The following is a 17,546-nucleotide window of genomic DNA, read 5'->3' on the forward strand; positions in this document are numbered from 1 at the left end:
AAACTCTCCATAAAAGTTGAACCTTTATCGAAGAGCCTTTCGGCTCAATCTGTATTGCTGGTTTGTTCACCGAAGTGAACGTTTTATTACCGTAAATTACGCTCGATGTTCAGTTTTCAAAGAACAAGCTTCGTTGCATTTTCGTGGCCACCGCGTCAGCGGCGACCTTTATAATATATCACAGCGCCCACATTCGATGCAACCACTAATTTGTGGTATTTATCTCATGCCGCCCAAGCGAGTTACTTAAGCCCAACAGGCGCGAGAACTAATGTACCATAGACGCATGGGCCGCGTCAACGTCTGAACCGACATTTTTCACCGGTAATCGCCGCCATCTCCTCAAACCCCGTACGAAGCAAAAAACCCGCTTCCGCAGGTTTATGCCTTATGCCAGCAAAACCGTCTGCAAACTTAATACTAATCCGATGCCCGGTAGTCCGAGAACCGCGACCGTTCCGATCGTAACGGGGTTGAGCGGGACGTACCATCCGGTGATCCAGCCCGAGAAGTTGAGCGCGTAGAGCGCCATCGCGGACACGACCAAATGAATGCCGAATCTTGTCAGCCAGCCCTTCGGCGCTTTCTGCCGTACAATCATTAAACCAAGCGAGGTGGCCGATACCGCAAGCATAGCAATCCAGAACGTCTTCATTCGCCTTGACCGCCTTTCCCGTCCGACCCCGGTTGCTTCCATAACCATTTCGCCTGTTTGAGCAGCATGTCCAGTTTCTTTTCCGCCGCTTCTAAAGTAAAGATCGCGTAATCGATCCGATCGTCTCCCAGTGCATTGTCGAAATGCCATTGGGCCAGCGCCCATTCGCGCTCCGCTTGACGGACGTCCTCGATCAGTTGCTTTCGCTCCGAAGCTTCTCCGAGCGCAGCCTGAGCATGAGCGCGCCGATTAAATTGTGGCAGCATGAAGTTCCCCTCCGCATCCATCAGTAAGGTCGTCCGAGAGGACAACCCCATATCATGCATATGCAAGGAGAACCAGGATTAGAATGAAATTGTCTTTTCGAATCGTACGCGCCTGTTGGAATAACGACTATACGCATCTATTTCTCTTAGTAATCACGTCTAATGTAAAAATAACGACAGTATGCAGTTATTCGAGGCGAAACTCGGCCATCCAGGTCAATCGCGCAAAAGATACTAACGATTTGTTGTTATTTTCTGCCGTACAGGCGAACTGTTCTAAATAAATGTCGATTTGTCCTTATCTCCCAACAACCCTTTCGGATAAAACGAAAAACCGCCGAAGAGCCTGCGCTCTCGGCGGTACGATCTAGGTATGGATCAAGGATCAATTCAGTTCTCTGCGGCCTTCGAGCGCTCGGGACAGCGTAACTTCATCCGCGTATTCCAAGTCGCCGCCGACCGGCAAGCCGTGCGCGATTCTCGTGACTTTAATGCCGAAAGGCTTCACGAGTCGCGATAGGTACATCGCCGTCGCCTCGCCTTCGATGTTCGGGTTCGTCGCCAGAATCATCTCCTGCACGCGTTCGTCGCTTAGACGGCGAAGCAGCTCCGCGATCCGGATGTCGTCCGGTCCAATCCCGTCCATCGGGGAGATCGCGCCGTTGAGCACATGGTAGTGACCGTTGTACTCGCGGGTTCTTTCCATGGCGACAAGGTCCTTAGGCTCCTGAACGACGCAGATGACGGACATGTCCCTGGACTTATCGGAGCAAATCCGGCAAGGGTCCGTGTCCGTTATGTTGCAGCATACCGAGCAATACGTTAAGTTGCGTTTCACGTTAACAAGCGCTTTGGCGAAGTCGATGACTTCGTCTTCTTTCATACGCAAGACGTAGAAAGCCAGTCGCGCCGCCGTCTTCGGTCCGATCCCCGGCAAGCGGGAAAAGGAGTCGATCAGCTTGGCTATCGGTTCCGGATAGAACAACGGGTCGTGCTCCTTTAGAACAGGCCGGGAATTTTCATGCCGCCCGTATATTTGCCCATGTCCTTGTTCGCCAGCTCTTCGGCTTTGGCAAGCGCGTCGTTAACCGCGGTCAGGATGAGATCCTGCAGCATCTCGACGTCTTCCGGATCAACGGCTTCGGGTTTGATCGCAATGCCGAGCACCTTCTTATGGCCATTAACGGTTACCGTCACGACGCCGCCGCCCGCGGAACCATCGATCGTTTTCGTTCCGAGTTCTTCTTGAGCCTTAAGCATTTGCTCTTGCATCTTCTTCACTTGCTTCATCATTTGGTTCATGTTGTTCATTGCGCGGATCCTCCCTAATCTAATCGTCTTTGATCGTTACTAGCTGTTCCCCGAACAGACGGATGGCCTCGTCAACGGAAGAGTCCTGCGCCGGTTGCCCGTCGCCGTCCGGTACGAGCTTGAATTCTTCAGTCTCGGAAGCAGCCGCCTCCTGGGCTCCGCCCTTCGCCGCGAGCGCTTCCTTCCAGTCCTTCTGCATGACGGCAAGGTACTTGACAGGCGTGCCGAACACGGAAAGAAGCACCTCTTCGATAATCGCCATGCTGTTCGGCTTAACCGTGTTCTCTCGGTGAAACGTGTTATTAAACGCCACCACGATCGTATCCTCGGAGAACGCGACCGGCTCGCCGTCGAGCAGCATCGCATGAATCGTGCGGCCCCGTTCCTTTACGCCGTTCATGATCTGAGGCCATTTCGCCGTCAGTTCCGGACCGGAACTGCCCGCCGTCTCGGCGAGCGAGATCAGCCTCGTTCGCGATACCGCGGGCGCCGCCCAGGCCGGCGATGAAGAGCCGCCGGATCCGGCGCCTGTCCGACCGGAACCGCTGGCGCTGGACGCACCGGCCGTACCGAAAGCGGAACCTGCGCTTAACGCGGCGTTAAGCTTGCTCTCCAATCCCGCAAGCTGCTGCCTCAACTGTTGAAGCTCGCCGCGACCGGCCGCGTCTCCGCCTTGTGCCGAGCGCGAACCGCCGGCGTTCTCCGGCTCCGAGCAAAGCTTCAATAATGCGATCTCGAACATCGTCTGCGGGTGAGCGGCGTATTTCATTTCGCTCTGATAACGGTTCAACAAATCAATGATAGCAAATAACCGTTCGCGAGAAAATCCGTCCGCCATCTTGCGAAGCTCGCCCGGATCGGCGATCCGTCCGGACGAACCGGTCGCTTCCGGCGCCAGCAGCGCGAGGAGCATATCGCGGAAATAATGCATGAGCTGCTCCAAGCACTTGTCCGCGCTCTTGCCCGCCCGCATCATCTCGTCGATCTCTTGCAGCACCGCCGATGCATCCGCATCGCGGATCGCCGCCGCTAATCTGGCGAACTGCTCCGAAGGGAGACCGCCCGTTGCTTCGACCGCCTGGGCAAGCGTTACGGCGCCGCCCGTGAACGAGGAAATTTGATCCAGCAAGCTAAGCGCGTCGCGCATCCCTCCGTCCGAAAGGCGTCCGATATATTTAAGCGCTTCCTCTTCCGCGTTAATGTTCTCTTCGGCGCATATTTCCTTCATGAGTCCTGTCTGCTCTTCAAGCGACACGCGGCGGAAATCGAACCGCTGGCATCGCGAGACGATCGTTGGAAGAAGCCGATGCGGCTCGGTCGTCGCCAGGATGAACATCACATGCCCAGGAGGTTCTTCAAGCGTTTTCAAGAGCGCGTTGAAGGCTTCCGTCGTGAGCATGTGCACTTCGTCTATAATATACACTTTACGCCGTACTTCAGTAGGCGAATATTTCACTTTGTCGCGAATGTCGCGAATCTCTTCAACCCCGCGATTGGAGGCCGCATCGATCTCGACGACGTCCATGACCGCTCCAGCCGTTATCCGCTGGCATGCCGAGCATTCATTGCACGGCTCCGGCGCCGGACCGCGCTCGCAGTTGACGGCTTTGGCCAATACTTTGGCGGCGCTTGTTTTCCCGGTTCCGCGCGGACCGCTGAATAAATAGGCGTGAGAGAGACGATTCTCGCGAATCGCGTTCTGCAACGTCTGTACGATATGTTGTTGCCCGACCATATCCTTGAACGTCTGGGGACGCCAGGCCCGGTACAAAGCAAGATGTGCCATTGCTTGTCGCTCCCGTCGAATTCCGTTTCAACCATTATACATCATTGCGAGGGCACGCTCCACCAATGCTACGAATAGGGCAGCCATACTCTGAACGTCGTTCCGGTCTTGCCCGATTCGACTTCGATCCGCCCGCCCAAATCGTGAACGATGCGCTGGCAAACCGACAGCCCGAGCCCCGTCCCTTGCTGCTTCGTCGTATAGAAAGGCTCGAACACTTTCTCGAGCGATTCCGCGGGTATTCCCGTGCCCGTGTCTTGCAGTTCTATCGTGAGTTTGTCCGGTTGTTCGGGATAACCGTACTCTCTTATCGTCAACGTCCCTCCGTCCGGCATTGCTTCGATCGCGTTTTTGGCTAAATTAAGGAATACTTGCTTGAGTAAATCTTTATCGGCGACGATAGGCTTTAGGTCGTGTTTCGGATCGTGCTTGACGGCTACGTTGTGCAGCAAAGCCTCGTTGCGGATCATAGGCATGATTTCCTGCACGACCATACCCGCCCGAATCAGCTCGTGCTTGATCTCCTTCGGTTTGCTGAGCAACAGGAAATCTCCCACAAGCTCGTTCACGCGCTCGAGCTCGGATAACACAATGCTTATGTATTCTTGCTCGCGCTCCATGTTCCGCTGGGACAGCGATTTGCCGAGCAACTGGATGAAACCTTTCATCGCGGTAAGCGGGTTGCGGATTTCATGCGCGGTGCCGGCGGCGATCTGACCGATCGTCTTGAGCCGGTCCGATTGCCTGATCTGCTCCTCGAGGGCCACTTGGTGCGAGACGTCCCGGAAAATAACGAACGCGCCGATCCGCCTGCCGTCATCCTCCATGGCGTCACCGTCGAGCATCATCGAGAAACGTTTGCCCTTCCACTTCCAAGTCCAACTCCGGTCCCGGAACGCCCCTCCGCGCAATAGCGCCTTGTCGAACGGCGGCGGATCCATTCGCAGCCCCGCAAGCCAGTCCCCCAGATCGCTGGAGACGACGTCGTCCCTCCGGCACTCGAACATCGCGCATAGCATATCGCTAATCTCCACGATCCGAAATTCGGAGTCGAGCACGAGAACGCCGGTTCCTTCCATCGCCAGAAAATGATTCATGAACCGCGCCATATACCAAGCCTGCTTCACGCGCTCCGATTCGACCTCCATCAGCCTTCCCCCCGATTCCCAACGACGACAAAAAAGCACCCAGCGTTCGTTCATACGCTAAGGTGCTTATTCATCGTGGAAGTTATATTCAGGACCGTGCACCTGTCCTCGATAATTATGATCCAGCCTAATAAGAAAGCGTCGCTCAAGCAGAGCTGCCCTCCAGCACAAGAACTAAACCACTTACGGCTGCTTCCTTCCGGACCTGACCGGGTTCATGGCCGTTCCTCGCGGAGGACTCTGCCGTCAACACGGCACTTCCTTACCGGAACCTGCATCACAAAACCTTAAACAGGAATTCGACCTCGCTGGAGCGGATTGCGAGTTACAGGGCACCGCTACCTCCCCGTCTAGCACGGCAAAACTAAGTATAGCGGATGGCCGCGAGAAGCGCAACCTGCGGAAACAGTTCCCTCGGGCGCGAACGCCAATTACCTCATCGAGCTGACATGAACGGTGTACCGCGGAAAGTTGAATCGGAGCACCGAAGCCGCTTGGCTTTCGACGGTCGGTACTTCGTTCGGTCTAAGCGAAGGGTCTACTTTGATAGTCACGTAAGCATCGGCTCCGTTGAAAGTCACTCTCGAGCCGGCAACGCCGGGTACGTTCCTGATCGCTTCGGAAATCGCCCGACTGTCGTTGGCGTACGTGTTCGTCATGTGATGACCGGGAATTCTCGGGTTCGTATTCGTGATTCCCATGTAACCGTCTTCGGGATAGTTTTGCGCCTGGACGCCATTGTTCCCATCGTTCGCGTTATTGCCGTTGTTCGCGTTGTTGCCATTGTTCCCGCATCCTGAGGATATAAGCAGGACGCAAGCCGCCGCCGCGATTAACGCCGTTCTTGACCGCTTTGTGAGCATTAAAAAACCTCCCTTTATCCGGTAGGATTTCAAGGGAGGCTCTCGGCTATGCATCGCCTAAGCGGCAAACTTACATGCCGTATTTCTTCTTGAACTTGTCAACGCGTCCGCCTGCGTCGATGAACTTCTGCTTGCCGGTGAAGAACGGGTGGCAGTTAGAGCAGATCTCGACTTTCAGGTTCGAACGAATCGAACCCGTCTCGAACGTATTTCCGCATGCGCACGTTGCCATGGTCACATGATACTTCGGATGAATAGCTTCTTTCATAGGGTTCACCTTCTTTCTGCCCTGGATCTCGGTCGTATCCAGAGTAATAGACACATGAGAAGATTATAGCACGCGACAACAGCCAAGGCAATAACCCCGTCAACGTTAAAATAAGGATGGATTATCGGCGCGGCTGCGGCGGAACATGCGTATACGACCCGATCACGACGTCCGGAAGCTCTTGACGGTAAATGTCGAGCAGCGTCTTCATGCCGTAAATCTCGCCTTTCGCGGGCGGGATCAAGTCTAAATACGCGTCCGGATCGATATTCAGGTTGCGCATCTGAATGAGCTTTAATCCGGTGCGCTTCACGAAATCGATCATCGCTTCGATCTCTTCCTCGCGGTCCGTTACCCCCGGGAAAATCAAGTAGTTGATCGACGTGTATACGCCTTTGTCAGCCGCGTAGCGCAGCGACTTCTCCACGTTCTTGAGGGTGTAGCCGCGCGGCATGTAATACGCGTTATAATGCTCGTCGAGCGCGCTGATCGTGCTGACCCGCATCAAGTCCAGCCCCGCGTCCGTAATCGCTCGCAGGTGATCCGACAATCCGGCGTTCGTATTGATGTTGATGTACCCGAGCGAAGTTTCCGCGCGCACCCGCTTGATCGCCTCGATGATCGTCTTCGCCTGCGTCGAAGGCTCGCCTTCGCAGCCTTGGCCGAAGCTGACGATCGACTCCGGCGTCTTCAGATGCTCGAGCATGATGTTCACGACGTCGTCTACCGTCGGCCTGAACTTCAATCTCGTCTGAGGCGCCACGAAGCCGCTGTCGTCCGGCTGCTCGGAGATGCATCCGTAGCATCCGGCATTGCAGGAGAACGACACGGGAACCGCGCCCTCCAAACGTTGAAGGAACGTATTGGATGCCGTCAAACATTCGTATTCCAGCGCGCAATGCGACAAGTGCTTGTATAACTGATTGTCCGGATACGTCTTGAGAAGACGATCGACCTGAATCTCGAGCTCTCCGCGGTCGCAGCGCTCGGGATTCCACGGTTCGGGATCGTCGGTCGCGTCCGCCGCGACGTAGAAACCGCCGTCTTTCCACACGACGGCCGTATAGCCGAAGAGCGGGAACTTCTGCGTCTTATCCGTCTTGTAGTAGCCCGGAACGTAGAAGCGCGTAAATCCCTGCGGAAGCAGTGCGCCGACGGCCTGATAATTGCCGGAGAGCAGCTTCATCTCGCCGCTCTTCGGGTCCATTCCGATCGGCTTCGTATGAGGCAAGCCTACGAGCGTTGCGCCGGCCGGGAGGGGGATAAGCTCCTCCTCGAGCAGCTCGACAAGGTCGTTGCCGCTTCGGGCAACGCCGTAAAGCTCGCCATGATCGAACACGTTCCCATGCTCGTCCGCGTAAACCAAATACATAGGCTAAGCCCTCCTCTTCGCCATTCTCAAGAGGAGCTGCCCCGAGGCGCGCGGCGCGAGCCGCCCGTGCCGCCAGGTCCGGACGATGCCGAGCCTCCGCCGGTGTCCAGCGAATCCAGAAACTCTTGGTTGGTTTTCGTATTCGACAGCTTCTTGAGGAATTGTTCCACGTACTCCATCGAATCGTTCATGCTTTTGCGAATCGCCCAAAGCTTCTCGAGCGCGTCTTTCTCGAGCAGCATCTCCTCGCGACGGGTTCCCGAGCGACGGATGTCCAAAGCCGGGAAAATGCGGCGTTCCGCTAATTTGCGGTCGAGATGCAGCTCCATATTGCCGGTTCCCTTAAACTCTTCGTAGATAATATCGTCCATGCGCGAGCCGGTCTCGATGAGCGCCGTGGCTAATATCGTCAGGCTTCCGCCCTCCTCGACGTTGCGCGCGGCTCCGAAAAACCGCTTCGGCCGATGGAAAGACGCCGGGTCGATCCCGCCGGACAACGTGCGTCCCGAAGGCGGCACGACCAGGTTGTACGCACGAGCCAATCTCGTGATGCTATCCAGCAGAATCACGACGTCCCGTTTATGCTCGACCAGGCGCAACGCGCGTTCCAGCACGAGCTCCGCCACCTTAATATGATGCTCGGGCACTTCGTCGAAAGTCGAAGCGATGACTTCGCCTTTGACCGAACGCTGCATGTCCGTCACTTCCTCCGGCCGCTCGTCGATGAGCAGCACGAACAGGTCGATGTCCGGCCGGTTCGCGGAAATGCTGTTGGCGATTTCCTTGAGCAGCAGCGTCTTGCCCGCTTTCGGTTGCGCGACGATCAGGCCGCGCTGGCCGAGTCCGACGGGAGCGATCATATCCATAATGCGCGTGGACAGGTGGGTGGGAGACGATTCGAGCTTAAGCTTCGTTTGCGGATACAGCGGGGTAAGCGCGGGAAAATGCAGGCGTTCTGCGGCAGTCTCGGGGGATACGCCGTTAACGGCGTTCACTTGCAGCAACCCGAAAAAGCGCTCGCTCTCCTTGGGCGCCCGACACTTGCCGGAGACGAGATCCCCGGTTCTCAGGTCGAACTTGCGAATTTGCGAAGCGGAAATATAGATGTCGTCGTTGCTCTGGTAATAGTTGATCGGCCTGAGGAAGCCGAAGCCTTCCTGCATGACCTCGAGCACGCCCTCCATGAACATCAAGCCGCTTCGTTCCGCTTGCGCGCGCAGGATGGCGATCATCAGTTCTTTCTTCTTCATCTGCGCATAGCCTTGGATCTGATGCTGCTTCGCGAGCTTGTATAGCTCGTTCAGCTTCAGCTCTTCCAGGTCTGTTAACATTAAATCGGACAATAGAATCCCCACTTTTTATTCAAAAATCATCGGTTATCCTTGACGCCATACTTCCGCTCCAAGATTGCTAAGCTGCGCGACCAGACGTTCATAGCCTCTATCGATGTACTCGACGCCGCCAATTTCCGTGGTGCCGTCTTGCACCGTCAGCGCCGCTACGACGAGCGCCGCGCCCGCCCGCAAATCGGCTGCCCGTACTTTCGCGGCGTTGAGCGGTCCGCCCTCGATGATCGCGGAGCGTCCTTCGACGCGAATGTTCGCGCCCATCCGCGCGAGCTCGGGAACGTGCTTGAACCGGTTGCTGTACACGTAATCGGACAGCACGCTAACGCCGCTCGATTGCGTGAGCAAGCTCGTCATCGGCGATTGCAGATCGGTGGCGAACCCCGGATAGACGAGCGCCTTGACATCGACCGCCTCGTAGTCCGGCTGGCCGACGACGCGGATCGACTCGTCCATCTCGTAGACGTGCACGCCCATCTCCTGCAATTTCGCGGTCATCGCTTCCAAATGCTTAGGGATAATGTTATCGATAAGGACGTCGCCGCGCGTTGCCGCCGCCGCGATCATATAGGTGCCGGCTTGAATCCGATCGGGAATAATGGAGTGCCTGCAGCCGTGCATTTCTTTAACGCCTTCGATGCGGATCGTTTCGGTGCCCGCGCCTTTGATCTTCGCTCCCATCGCGTTCAGCAACGTAGCGACGTCGATGATCTCCGGCTCCTTGGCCGCGTTCTCGATAACCGTAAGCCCCTTGGCTCTAGAAGCCGCGAGCATAATGTTGATCGTGGCGCCGACGCTTGCGACGTCGAGATAGATCTTCGCGCCCTTCAGCTCTTTGGCCTTAATCCGTATGGCGCCATGATCGTTGGAAACTTCCGCTCCCAACGCTTCGAAACCTTTAATATGCTGATCGATCGGACGGGGCTCGAAATTACAGCCGCCCGGCAAACCGATTGTCGCTTCCCCGAATCGTCCGAGCAAAGCTCCCATTAAATAATAGGAGGCCCTGAGCAGTTTAACGCGCCCGTTAGGCATCGGGACCGAAGTCATCCCGGACGGGTCGATCGACATCGCATCGTTCGTCCATGATACCTTGCCCCCGAGCTGTTCCAACAATTCCGCGTATACCGCTACGTCGCTAAGCTGAGGAAGGTTGTCCAGTCTTACTTCCGATTCCGCCAAGATTGCCGCGGGTATAAGCGCGACCGCGCTGTTCTTCGCGCCGCTTATCGCAACGGTGCCCCGCAACGGGCGGCCCCCCCGTACCATCAATATCTCCATGAGTTCCTCCTCGTGATGTTGCCGATGATAGAAAAATCACCGACACATGAAGGAACGGGAAAACGCCTGTTGACGTTTTCCCGTGCGCAGGTGGTGTGTACATGCTACTTCGCCTCTCGAAAGAGGCCGCTATCTAAGAACCAATTAAATTTGGTTAGACACTGCAATATTATAGCAATAACGACCGCAGGAAGTAAACCGAATGAATATTTCCTCATGATTGGCAATAAAAGTAGGCAAAAAAAAAGGCTTACGACCCGGAAGCGAATCGGGACGTTGCGCCTTCATCCATTTGCAAATTAACGGCCGTACGCATCTCATCGATATCGAAAGGCTTCGTGAAATGCATTAATGCACCTAAATCCATCGCTTCTTTGATCATATCCAACTCGCCGTAAGCGGTCATCATGATGACCTTGATCGTTCTGTCATGTTCCTTTATCTGCTTAAGAATCTCTAAGCCGTCCATTCCCGGAATCTTCATGTCCAGGAGCACGAGATCCGGCCGGTGCATCTTCGCAATCTCCAGCGCCGCGCGCCCGTTGGCCGCTTGGAACGTCTCGTAGCCTTCCGTGGCGAATACTTCCAGCAGCAAGATCCGGATGCCGACTTGATCGTCAACAATGAGCAACTTCTTCTTATCCAAGCTCGCATCCCCCCGTTTTACTATCGCTAGCAATATTCGCGGCGACAGGGTCAAATTCCTGCTCTTTCCATGTAAAAAAATGAAAAACGCTTCGATTTATGATCGAAGCGTTCCCTGTGACGGCTCATGCAGAGTACATCAAGCTTCCGCTCGGCGCAATGACGCTTTGACGAATTCGCGGAACAGCGGCTGCGGACGGTTCGGACGGGACGTGAATTCCGGATGGAATTGCACCGCCAGGAACCATGGATGGTCCGGCAATTCGACCATCTCGACCAGACGTCCGTCCGGGGACGTGCCCGAGATGCGAAGGCCTGCCGACTCGATCCGATCACGATATTCGTTATTGAATTCGTACCGATGGCGATGGCGCTCGTATACGAGCTCTTCGCCGTAGCATTGCGCCGCCAAGCTTCCCGGGACTAGCTTGCAAGGATAGAGGCCAAGGCGCATCGTACCGCCTAAATCTTCAATATCCTTCTGTTCCGGCAACAAGTCGATAACCGGATACGGCGTCGCCGGATTGATCTCCGAGCTGTTCGCGCCGTCAAATCCCGCCATGCCGCGCGCATATTCAACGACGGCGACTTGCATGCCGAGACAAATTCCGAAGAACGGAATGCCGGTCTCGCGCGAGTAACGAATAGCCGTAACTTTGCCTTCGATGCCGCGATCTCCGAATCCGCCCGGGACGAGAATGCCATGTACGCCTCCGAGAAGCTCCTTGACGTTGTCCGGCGTCACCTCTTCGGCGTTCACCCAGCGGATGTTCACTTCCGCGTCGGCGTCGAAGCCCGCATGGGACAACGATTCGACGATACTCAGGTAGGCGTCGTGCAAGGCGACGTATTTGCCGACGATCGCGATTTCGGTCGTGCGCTTGAGCGACTTGACGCGGCTCACGAGCTCCGTCCACTCGGTCATATCCGGCGGTCCGACTTTCAGCTTCAGATGCTTGACGACATAATCGTCCAGCCCCTCCGCGCGAAGGTTCAGCGGCACTTCGTACAGCGTGGAAGCGTCGCGGCACTCGACGACGGCGTCCGATTCGACGTCGCAGAACTGAGCAATCTTGCGTTTCAAATCTTCCGCGAGCGGATATTCCGTCCTGCAGACGATCACGTTCGGCTGAATGCCGATGCTCCGAAGCTCTTTCACGCTATGCTGCGTCGGCTTCGTCTTCACTTCGCCGGCCGCTTTAATAAACGGAATAAGCGTAACGTGAATGTACATCACGTTGTCGCGTCCGATGTCGCTCTTAATCTGGCGAATAGCTTCGAGGAAAGGCAAGCTCTCGATATCGCCTACCGTGCCGCCGATTTCCGTGATGACGACGTCGGAACCCGCTTCTTTGCCCGCGCGGAATACGCGGTCTTTGATTTCGTTCGTAATGTGCGGGATCACTTGGACCGTTCCGCCGAGGTACTCGCCGCGGCGTTCCTTGCTAATGACCGTCGAATAAATTTTACCCGTCGTCACGTTGCTGTTCTTCGACAAGTTAATATCGATGAACCGTTCATAGTGCCCTAGATCGAGATCCGTCTCCGCTCCATCGTCCGTGACGAATACTTCGCCGTGCTGGTAAGGGCTCATCGTCCCCGGATCCACGTTAATATAAGGATCGAATTTCTGGATCGTCACCTTTAGTCCGCGGTTTTTCAACAACCGCCCGAGCGAGGCGGCGGTAATCCCTTTGCCGAGCGACGAGACAACGCCGCCGGTTACGAAAATGTACTTAGTCACCCTACGAAACCTCCTACCACATGCCTGCGGCATCCTCATTATCGTTACCTAGATCCAAGCATTCCTTCCCGCAAAAGCGGTAAAAAAAACAAAAAAGTGACACCCAATAAATGGGGGCACTTTGAATTCCTCATACTATGAAATACCTAAACTTCTAAAGCCCAAGCATAAGTTTAACGTCTGACACAAACCGTGTCAAGCCCGCGTCGGAATCGTTATTCTTATGCTCGGGCGGCTCTATCTAGTTCTCTTCTTCTTCGTCTTCGAAGGCTGCATCTTCGTCTTCTTCTTCGTCTTCGTCGTCGAACAACTCGTCTTCGCCATCGGCGCCCTTGTCGTCCAGCTCCTCGTCGAGCGAAGCGTCCTCCTCGTCTTCGAGAATGACCTCCTCGTCGACCTCGGCGGCTTCTTCTCCTTCGTCGAAGATCTCTTCGCGCTCTTCGTCGAACAGATCGTACGACTCGTCCTCCGCTGCGAAGGTTTCTTCCTCGTCGCCGTAAATGTCCTCGTCGTCGAGATCGTCATCGTCGTTAATAATGCGCGGACGCTTGCCGCCGCCCGTAATCGGATCGTCGGTGCGCTCGACCGGATACCAACGCTTCAATCCCCATACGTTGCTGCCAACGCACGCGAATCGTCCGTCAATATTGATCTCCGTGTACAACTGCGCGATAACGTCGATGATCTGGCTTTCGGATAGTCCGCGGATCTTGCCGATTTCCATCATCAGATCGCGATAATAGAACGGAGTGTTCGCTGCCTTCAGCACTTCGAAAGCAAGGTCGACCATAGGCATTTCCTGGATTTTCTCGGAGTCGAGTTTGAGTACGTACTCGGCGCTCAAGTGTGTTCCTCCCTGTATGTGAACCGTTTCTTCACGTTGATTTGTCAACCTATAGTTAACCTTATTTCTCATAAAATTGCAAGCAAGCCATTACGAAAAAGCGAAGGAGCGTCCTGCTCGGACGACACCTTCGCTTTTCGACTGTATCCCTTCCCGGCCGCTCCGCGGGCGGAGGAACCGGCGTGCTAGAGAGTCTCTCCGGGAAACTCTCCCTTCATCGTATGCCCGGACGCGGATTTTGCCACGGAACGCCGCCTATTTCGATGGCAAAAAGGCTTGATTCCCATACCGTTCTGCAAGTGCTCACATACAGTAGAGGACACGGCTAGTCGGCGAGCCTTGGCATGCGCTTGCCGCCCGCACATTCGCCCGGGAGGGAATCGCCTTGGATGGACACGAAGTCTTCGAATGGCTTCTGGACGCTATTGAATCCGGTCACGAAGCGGAACGCAGAACGATTCTCCGGTTCACCGAAGAAAGCCTATACGACCGATTCCAGCGGATGTTGCAAGCCGCGCTTCCTCATCATCCGAAGCTGCGGGGCATTCATCCGCTCGGCGTCATTCCCGCCATGATCTGTTCGTTGCCGGAGACGGCCGAAATTCCTCCGCTCCTGCGCGGTAAGCTGGCCTTGGAGAAGGATGAAGCCGTGCAGCTTCAAGCGCTTCCCAGCGGCAGCATCGTCAGCGAGCGGGGCATTCCTTGGGGCGTCGGGCACATCGGCGCGCCGGCCGCATGGAGCCGCGCGACAGGATATCGCGTCAAAGTAGGCGTAATCGACACCGGGGTCGATTTCAGGCATCCCGATCTCCGCCATTCGCTGGAACGGGGCATCAATCTGCTTCATCGTATGGAACTGCCCCAGGATGACAACGGACACGGCACCCATATCGCCGGTACGATCGCCGCCGCCAACCAGCAGCACGGCATGATCGGCGTAGCCCCGCGCGCGCAAATCCATCCCGTCAAAGCGTTCGATCATAACGGCACGGCATATGTCTCCGATATTATACTCGGCATCGAGTGGTGCGTGAGGAGCGGAATCGACGTCGTCAACATGAGCTTCGGCATGAAAACGAGAAGCCGATCGTTGTACGCGGCCGTCAATAGCGCCTACCGGTCCGGCGTCCTTATCGTCGCGTCTTCCGGCAACGACGGACGCACCGGTAGCATCGACTATCCGGCGAGATACGCCAATACGATCGCGGTAGGCGCGACGACGCGTGCGGGAAGGATTGCCGGCTTCACGAACCGAAGCCGCATGATCGACGTCTATGCCCCCGGTGAACGCATCGTGTCCGCATGGCTTCGAGGCAAGCACCGCGAAATGAGCGGCACCTCGATGGCGACGTCGCACGTAACCGGAGCCGTCGCGCTGTTGCTCAGCCTGAAACCCCGGCTCTCGCCCGGGCAGATCAAATCGATCATTCAGCGATCGGCCATCCCGCTAAAAAACAGCAAAACTCCCCGGTCGGCCGGGGAGCTTAGCGTGACTCGCATGATGAAATTAGCCGTTCAGGTCTAGCTACATTTGCTCCGGTGCAGAGACGCCGACAAGCTTCAAGCAGTTTGCGATCGCGACTCTGAGCGCGGCCAGCAACTGCAGCTTCGCTTGACTCTCCGCGGCATTCTCGGTAATGACGCGTTCCGCGCGGTAATAGCTGTGGAATTGCGACGCCAGCTCGTAGACGTAACGGATAATGACGTGCGGGGCATACAGACGCGCGGACTCGTTGATCGTCTCCGGCAGTTCCCCGACTTTGCGGATAAGGTCGAATGCCTGCTCCGAATTCAGGAGAGACAGTTCGGCCTCCTCCCACGGCAGCAGCTTGATGCCTTGTTCCTCCGCCTGGCGGAAAATGCTGCAAATGCGCGCATGCGCGTATTGTACGTAGAAAACCGGGTTTTCGTTGGACGTGGATACGGCAAGATCCATGTCGAAATCGAGGTGCGAGTCCATGCCTCTCATCGTGAAGAAGTAGCGTATGGCATCGACGCCGACTTCGTCCATCAAGTCTTCCATCGTAACGGCTTTGCCCGTCCGTTTGGACATCTTGACCTTCTCGCCGTCCTGGAACAGGCTGACCATCTGGGCGATCAGAACCGTAAGCTTGTCGGGATCGTTGCCCAATGCCGCCATCGCGGCTTTCATCCGCGGAATGTAACCGTGGTGATCGGCGCCCCAGATGTTGATCAATTGATCGTAACCGCGCGAATACTTGTCCATATGATAGGCCGCATCCGGCGTCAAATACGTGTAGCTGCCGTCGTTCTTGACAAGCACGCGGTTCTTGTCGTCGCCGTAATCGGTCGAACGGAGCCATACCGCCCCCTCTTCCTCGTATGCTTGGCCTTTGGCCTTCAAAGCGTCCAGCGCTTCGACGACTTTGCCGGTCTCGTAGAGGGACGTCTCGCTGTACCAGATGTCGAAGCCGACCTTGAACCGTCCGAGGTCGCGTTTGATTTTGTCCAGTTCCTTCTCCAGGCCGTACTTACGGAAAAATTCGAACCGTTCGTCGTCCTTCATCGACAGAAGGTTGTCGCCCCGTTCCGCCGCCAGTTCCTTGGCGAAGCCGACGATGTCTTCGCCATGATAGCCGTCTTCCGGCATCTCCGCGTCTTGGCCAAGCGCTTGGCGGTACCGGGCTTCAATGGATCTCGCCAGGTTGTTCACTTGATTGCCCGCGTCGTTAATATAATACTCGCGCGTAACCTCGTAGCCTGCCGCCGCCAGCACGTTGCACAGCGCATCCCCTACGGCCGCTCCGCGAGCATGGCCGAGGTGCAGGCTGCCGGTCGGATTCGCGCTGACGAATTCGACGTTCACGGATTTGCCTTGGCCGACGGCCGTGCGTCCGTATTGTTCCCCCTGAGCCTGGGCTTCTCCGATGACCGGGTAGAGGAAGCTCTTGTCTAGACGGAAGTTGATGAATCCCGGACCCGCGATTTCCGCGGACTGAATGCTTGCCTTGCCTTTGTTAAGATGCTCGATCAACGTCTCCGCGATCTGGCGCGGATTGCGCTTCGCGACCTTCGTCAATTGCATCGCCAAGTTCGTGGACAAGTCTCCGTGGCTCTTATCCTTCGGCACCTCTAGCGTAATCGCGGGAATTTCGCTCGCGTCGGATACGAGTCCGGCTGCGGTTACCGCTTCAGCCAGCGTCAATCGTAAATCGGCATAATAACGGTCTAACACGTTCGTCGTCATAATGGCGTTCCTCCTTGAAATGATTGAATTTTCGTTCGGCTACCGTTCATCCTCCGCGTCGTCCTCGCGTCGTTCCGCATGAAGACGGACGATAAAATTTCCGGCTTGCTCGTCGGCGGCCCAAAGCGAATAGTGCCATTCCAGCACTAACGGCAAACTCGGCTGCGGCGGCGCGCCTTCCGCTTTGCCGGGGATCGTATCGGAGACGACTCTCAGCAGCGTCGTCTCCGTGTCGAGGTTCAGCCGGACTTGAGAGTTCGCGTAATAGCCCGGCAGGCGTTTGCCAAGCGCGAACGTCTGATCGGACTCGGCGTCTCCGCGCCTTGCCACCTTCAAGACGCCGTCCTTCCAGGAGACGAGCGTTCTTACGCTGTGCCCCTCTTCACTCTCCGTATACCTCACGTAAATGCCGTTGTTCCTGTAGTACCATTCCCCGTTCAACTCGCGCGACAGCTTCTCTCCATCCGCCGTGCTATCCAGCTTGATGCGGACGGAAGCTTTGGAGGAGTTCTCTGTCTGCTCCTGCATTTCAAGTTCCCCTCCCTGTGACAAACATAAAGCCCCCGTCTCTTGTAAGAGACGGAGGCTGACTCCGCGGTACCACTCTTCTAGCTGATCCCGGGAGGCTCGATTGGCCTCGCGGGTTACAGCGCCTTGAACACGATAACGGAGTGACCGGACCGTCCTACCCAGCGGCGCCTTCGGACGATCGGCTCACGGGTGCGCTTCCGTCCGCGCGGAACGGCCGGCTTCCACTGTCCCGGCTCGCTGTTCGTTCCAATCGCGGGCGTACTGTCCCGATCAATGCC

Annotated in this window: 17 protein-coding genes and 1 other RNA gene; 1 reads left to right on the top strand and 17 read right to left on the bottom strand. The window is 56.2% G+C overall.

Annotated elements, in window-relative coordinates; genetic code table 11:
* Positions 1-388: 388 nt before the first annotated feature.
* The 15 genes from COHPA_RS0111750 to rpoE all read right to left on the bottom strand — a co-directional run bounded on the left by COHPA_RS0111750 (position 389) and on the right by rpoE (position 13,529).
* Positions 389-655, bottom strand: coding sequence for a pro-sigmaK processing inhibitor BofA family protein (locus COHPA_RS0111750; protein ID WP_027086361.1), 267 nt, complete (start codon positions 653-655; stop codon positions 389-391).
* Positions 652-921: a DUF2508 family protein gene (locus tag COHPA_RS0111755; protein ID WP_027086362.1), complete on the bottom strand. Its 270-nt coding sequence runs from the start codon at positions 919-921 to the stop codon at positions 652-654. Before COHPA_RS0111755 ends, COHPA_RS0111750 begins: the two co-directional genes overlap by 4 nt.
* Positions 922-1,306: 385 nt before the next feature.
* Positions 1,307-1,906: a recombination mediator RecR gene (gene recR / locus COHPA_RS0111760; protein ID WP_027086363.1), complete on the bottom strand. Its 600-nt coding sequence runs from the start codon at positions 1,904-1,906 to the stop codon at positions 1,307-1,309.
* 14 nt (positions 1,907-1,920) lie between these two features.
* Entirely contained in the window at positions 1,921-2,232 is a 312-nt protein-coding gene (locus COHPA_RS0111765) for a YbaB/EbfC family nucleoid-associated protein (protein WP_027086364.1), read from the bottom strand.
* A 19-nt stretch (positions 2,233-2,251) separates the two neighbouring features.
* Positions 2,252-4,018: a DNA polymerase III subunit gamma/tau gene (gene dnaX / locus COHPA_RS0111770; protein ID WP_027086365.1), complete on the bottom strand. Its 1,767-nt coding sequence runs from the start codon at positions 4,016-4,018 to the stop codon at positions 2,252-2,254.
* Between the two features lie 68 nt (positions 4,019-4,086).
* Positions 4,087-5,166 (bottom strand): two-component system sensor histidine kinase NtrB, encoded by a 1,080-nt coding sequence (locus COHPA_RS0111775; protein WP_027086366.1) that lies wholly within the window; start codon positions 5,164-5,166, stop codon positions 4,087-4,089.
* A 94-nt stretch (positions 5,167-5,260) separates the two neighbouring features.
* An RNA gene (ffs, locus tag COHPA_RS24830) (signal recognition particle sRNA large type) lies at positions 5,261-5,525 on the bottom strand.
* Positions 5,526-5,597: 72 nt separating this feature from the next.
* Positions 5,598-6,029: a YhcN/YlaJ family sporulation lipoprotein gene (locus COHPA_RS24405; RefSeq protein WP_027086367.1), complete on the bottom strand. Its 432-nt coding sequence runs from the start codon at positions 6,027-6,029 to the stop codon at positions 5,598-5,600.
* 70 nt (positions 6,030-6,099) lie between these two features.
* Positions 6,100-6,297: a 50S ribosomal protein L31 gene (rpmE, locus tag COHPA_RS0111785; protein ID WP_027086368.1), complete on the bottom strand. Its 198-nt coding sequence runs from the start codon at positions 6,295-6,297 to the stop codon at positions 6,100-6,102.
* 121 nt (positions 6,298-6,418) lie between these two features.
* Positions 6,419-7,669 carry a radical SAM family protein gene (locus tag COHPA_RS0111790; protein ID WP_027086369.1) on the bottom strand — a complete coding sequence of 417 codons (1,251 nt, stop codon included), beginning with the start codon at positions 7,667-7,669 and terminating at the stop codon, positions 6,419-6,421.
* A 26-nt stretch (positions 7,670-7,695) separates the two neighbouring features.
* Positions 7,696-9,000, bottom strand: coding sequence for a transcription termination factor Rho (gene rho, locus COHPA_RS0111795; protein ID WP_035120690.1), 1,305 nt, complete (start codon positions 8,998-9,000; stop codon positions 7,696-7,698).
* Positions 9,001-9,045: 45 nt separating this feature from the next.
* Positions 9,046-10,296, bottom strand: coding sequence for a UDP-N-acetylglucosamine 1-carboxyvinyltransferase (locus COHPA_RS0111800; protein WP_027086371.1), 1,251 nt, complete (start codon positions 10,294-10,296; stop codon positions 9,046-9,048).
* Positions 10,297-10,546: 250 nt separating this feature from the next.
* Positions 10,547-10,942, bottom strand: coding sequence for a response regulator (locus COHPA_RS0111805; protein WP_027086372.1), 396 nt, complete (start codon positions 10,940-10,942; stop codon positions 10,547-10,549).
* Between the two features lie 138 nt (positions 10,943-11,080).
* On the bottom strand, positions 11,081-12,685 hold the full coding sequence (locus COHPA_RS0111810; protein ID WP_027086373.1) for a CTP synthase: 1,605 nt from the start codon (positions 12,683-12,685) through the stop codon (positions 11,081-11,083).
* 241 nt (positions 12,686-12,926) lie between these two features.
* Entirely contained in the window at positions 12,927-13,529 is a 603-nt protein-coding gene (gene rpoE / locus COHPA_RS0111815; RefSeq protein WP_027086374.1) for a DNA-directed RNA polymerase subunit delta, read from the bottom strand.
* A gap of 385 nt (positions 13,530-13,914) precedes the next feature.
* On the opposite strand from rpoE, the gene COHPA_RS0111820 reads away from it, so the two are divergent.
* Positions 13,915-15,054, top strand: a complete 1,140-nt coding sequence (locus COHPA_RS0111820) for a S8 family peptidase (protein ID WP_027086375.1) — start codon at positions 13,915-13,917, stop codon at positions 15,052-15,054.
* Here the strand turns inward: COHPA_RS0111820 and argS are convergent, their stop codons facing one another.
* Positions 15,055-16,737 (bottom strand): arginine--tRNA ligase, encoded by a 1,683-nt coding sequence (argS, locus tag COHPA_RS0111825; protein ID WP_027086376.1) that lies wholly within the window; start codon positions 16,735-16,737, stop codon positions 15,055-15,057.
* A 39-nt stretch (positions 16,738-16,776) separates the two neighbouring features.
* On the bottom strand, positions 16,777-17,265 hold the full coding sequence (locus COHPA_RS24410) for a YwiB family protein (RefSeq protein ID WP_027086377.1): 489 nt from the start codon (positions 17,263-17,265) through the stop codon (positions 16,777-16,779).
* Between the last annotated feature and the right edge of the window lie 281 nt (positions 17,266-17,546).

It is taken from the genome of Cohnella panacarvi Gsoil 349 (genome assembly GCF_000515335.1).
Classification (GTDB): Bacteria; Bacillota; Bacilli; order Paenibacillales; family Paenibacillaceae; genus Cohnella; species Cohnella panacarvi.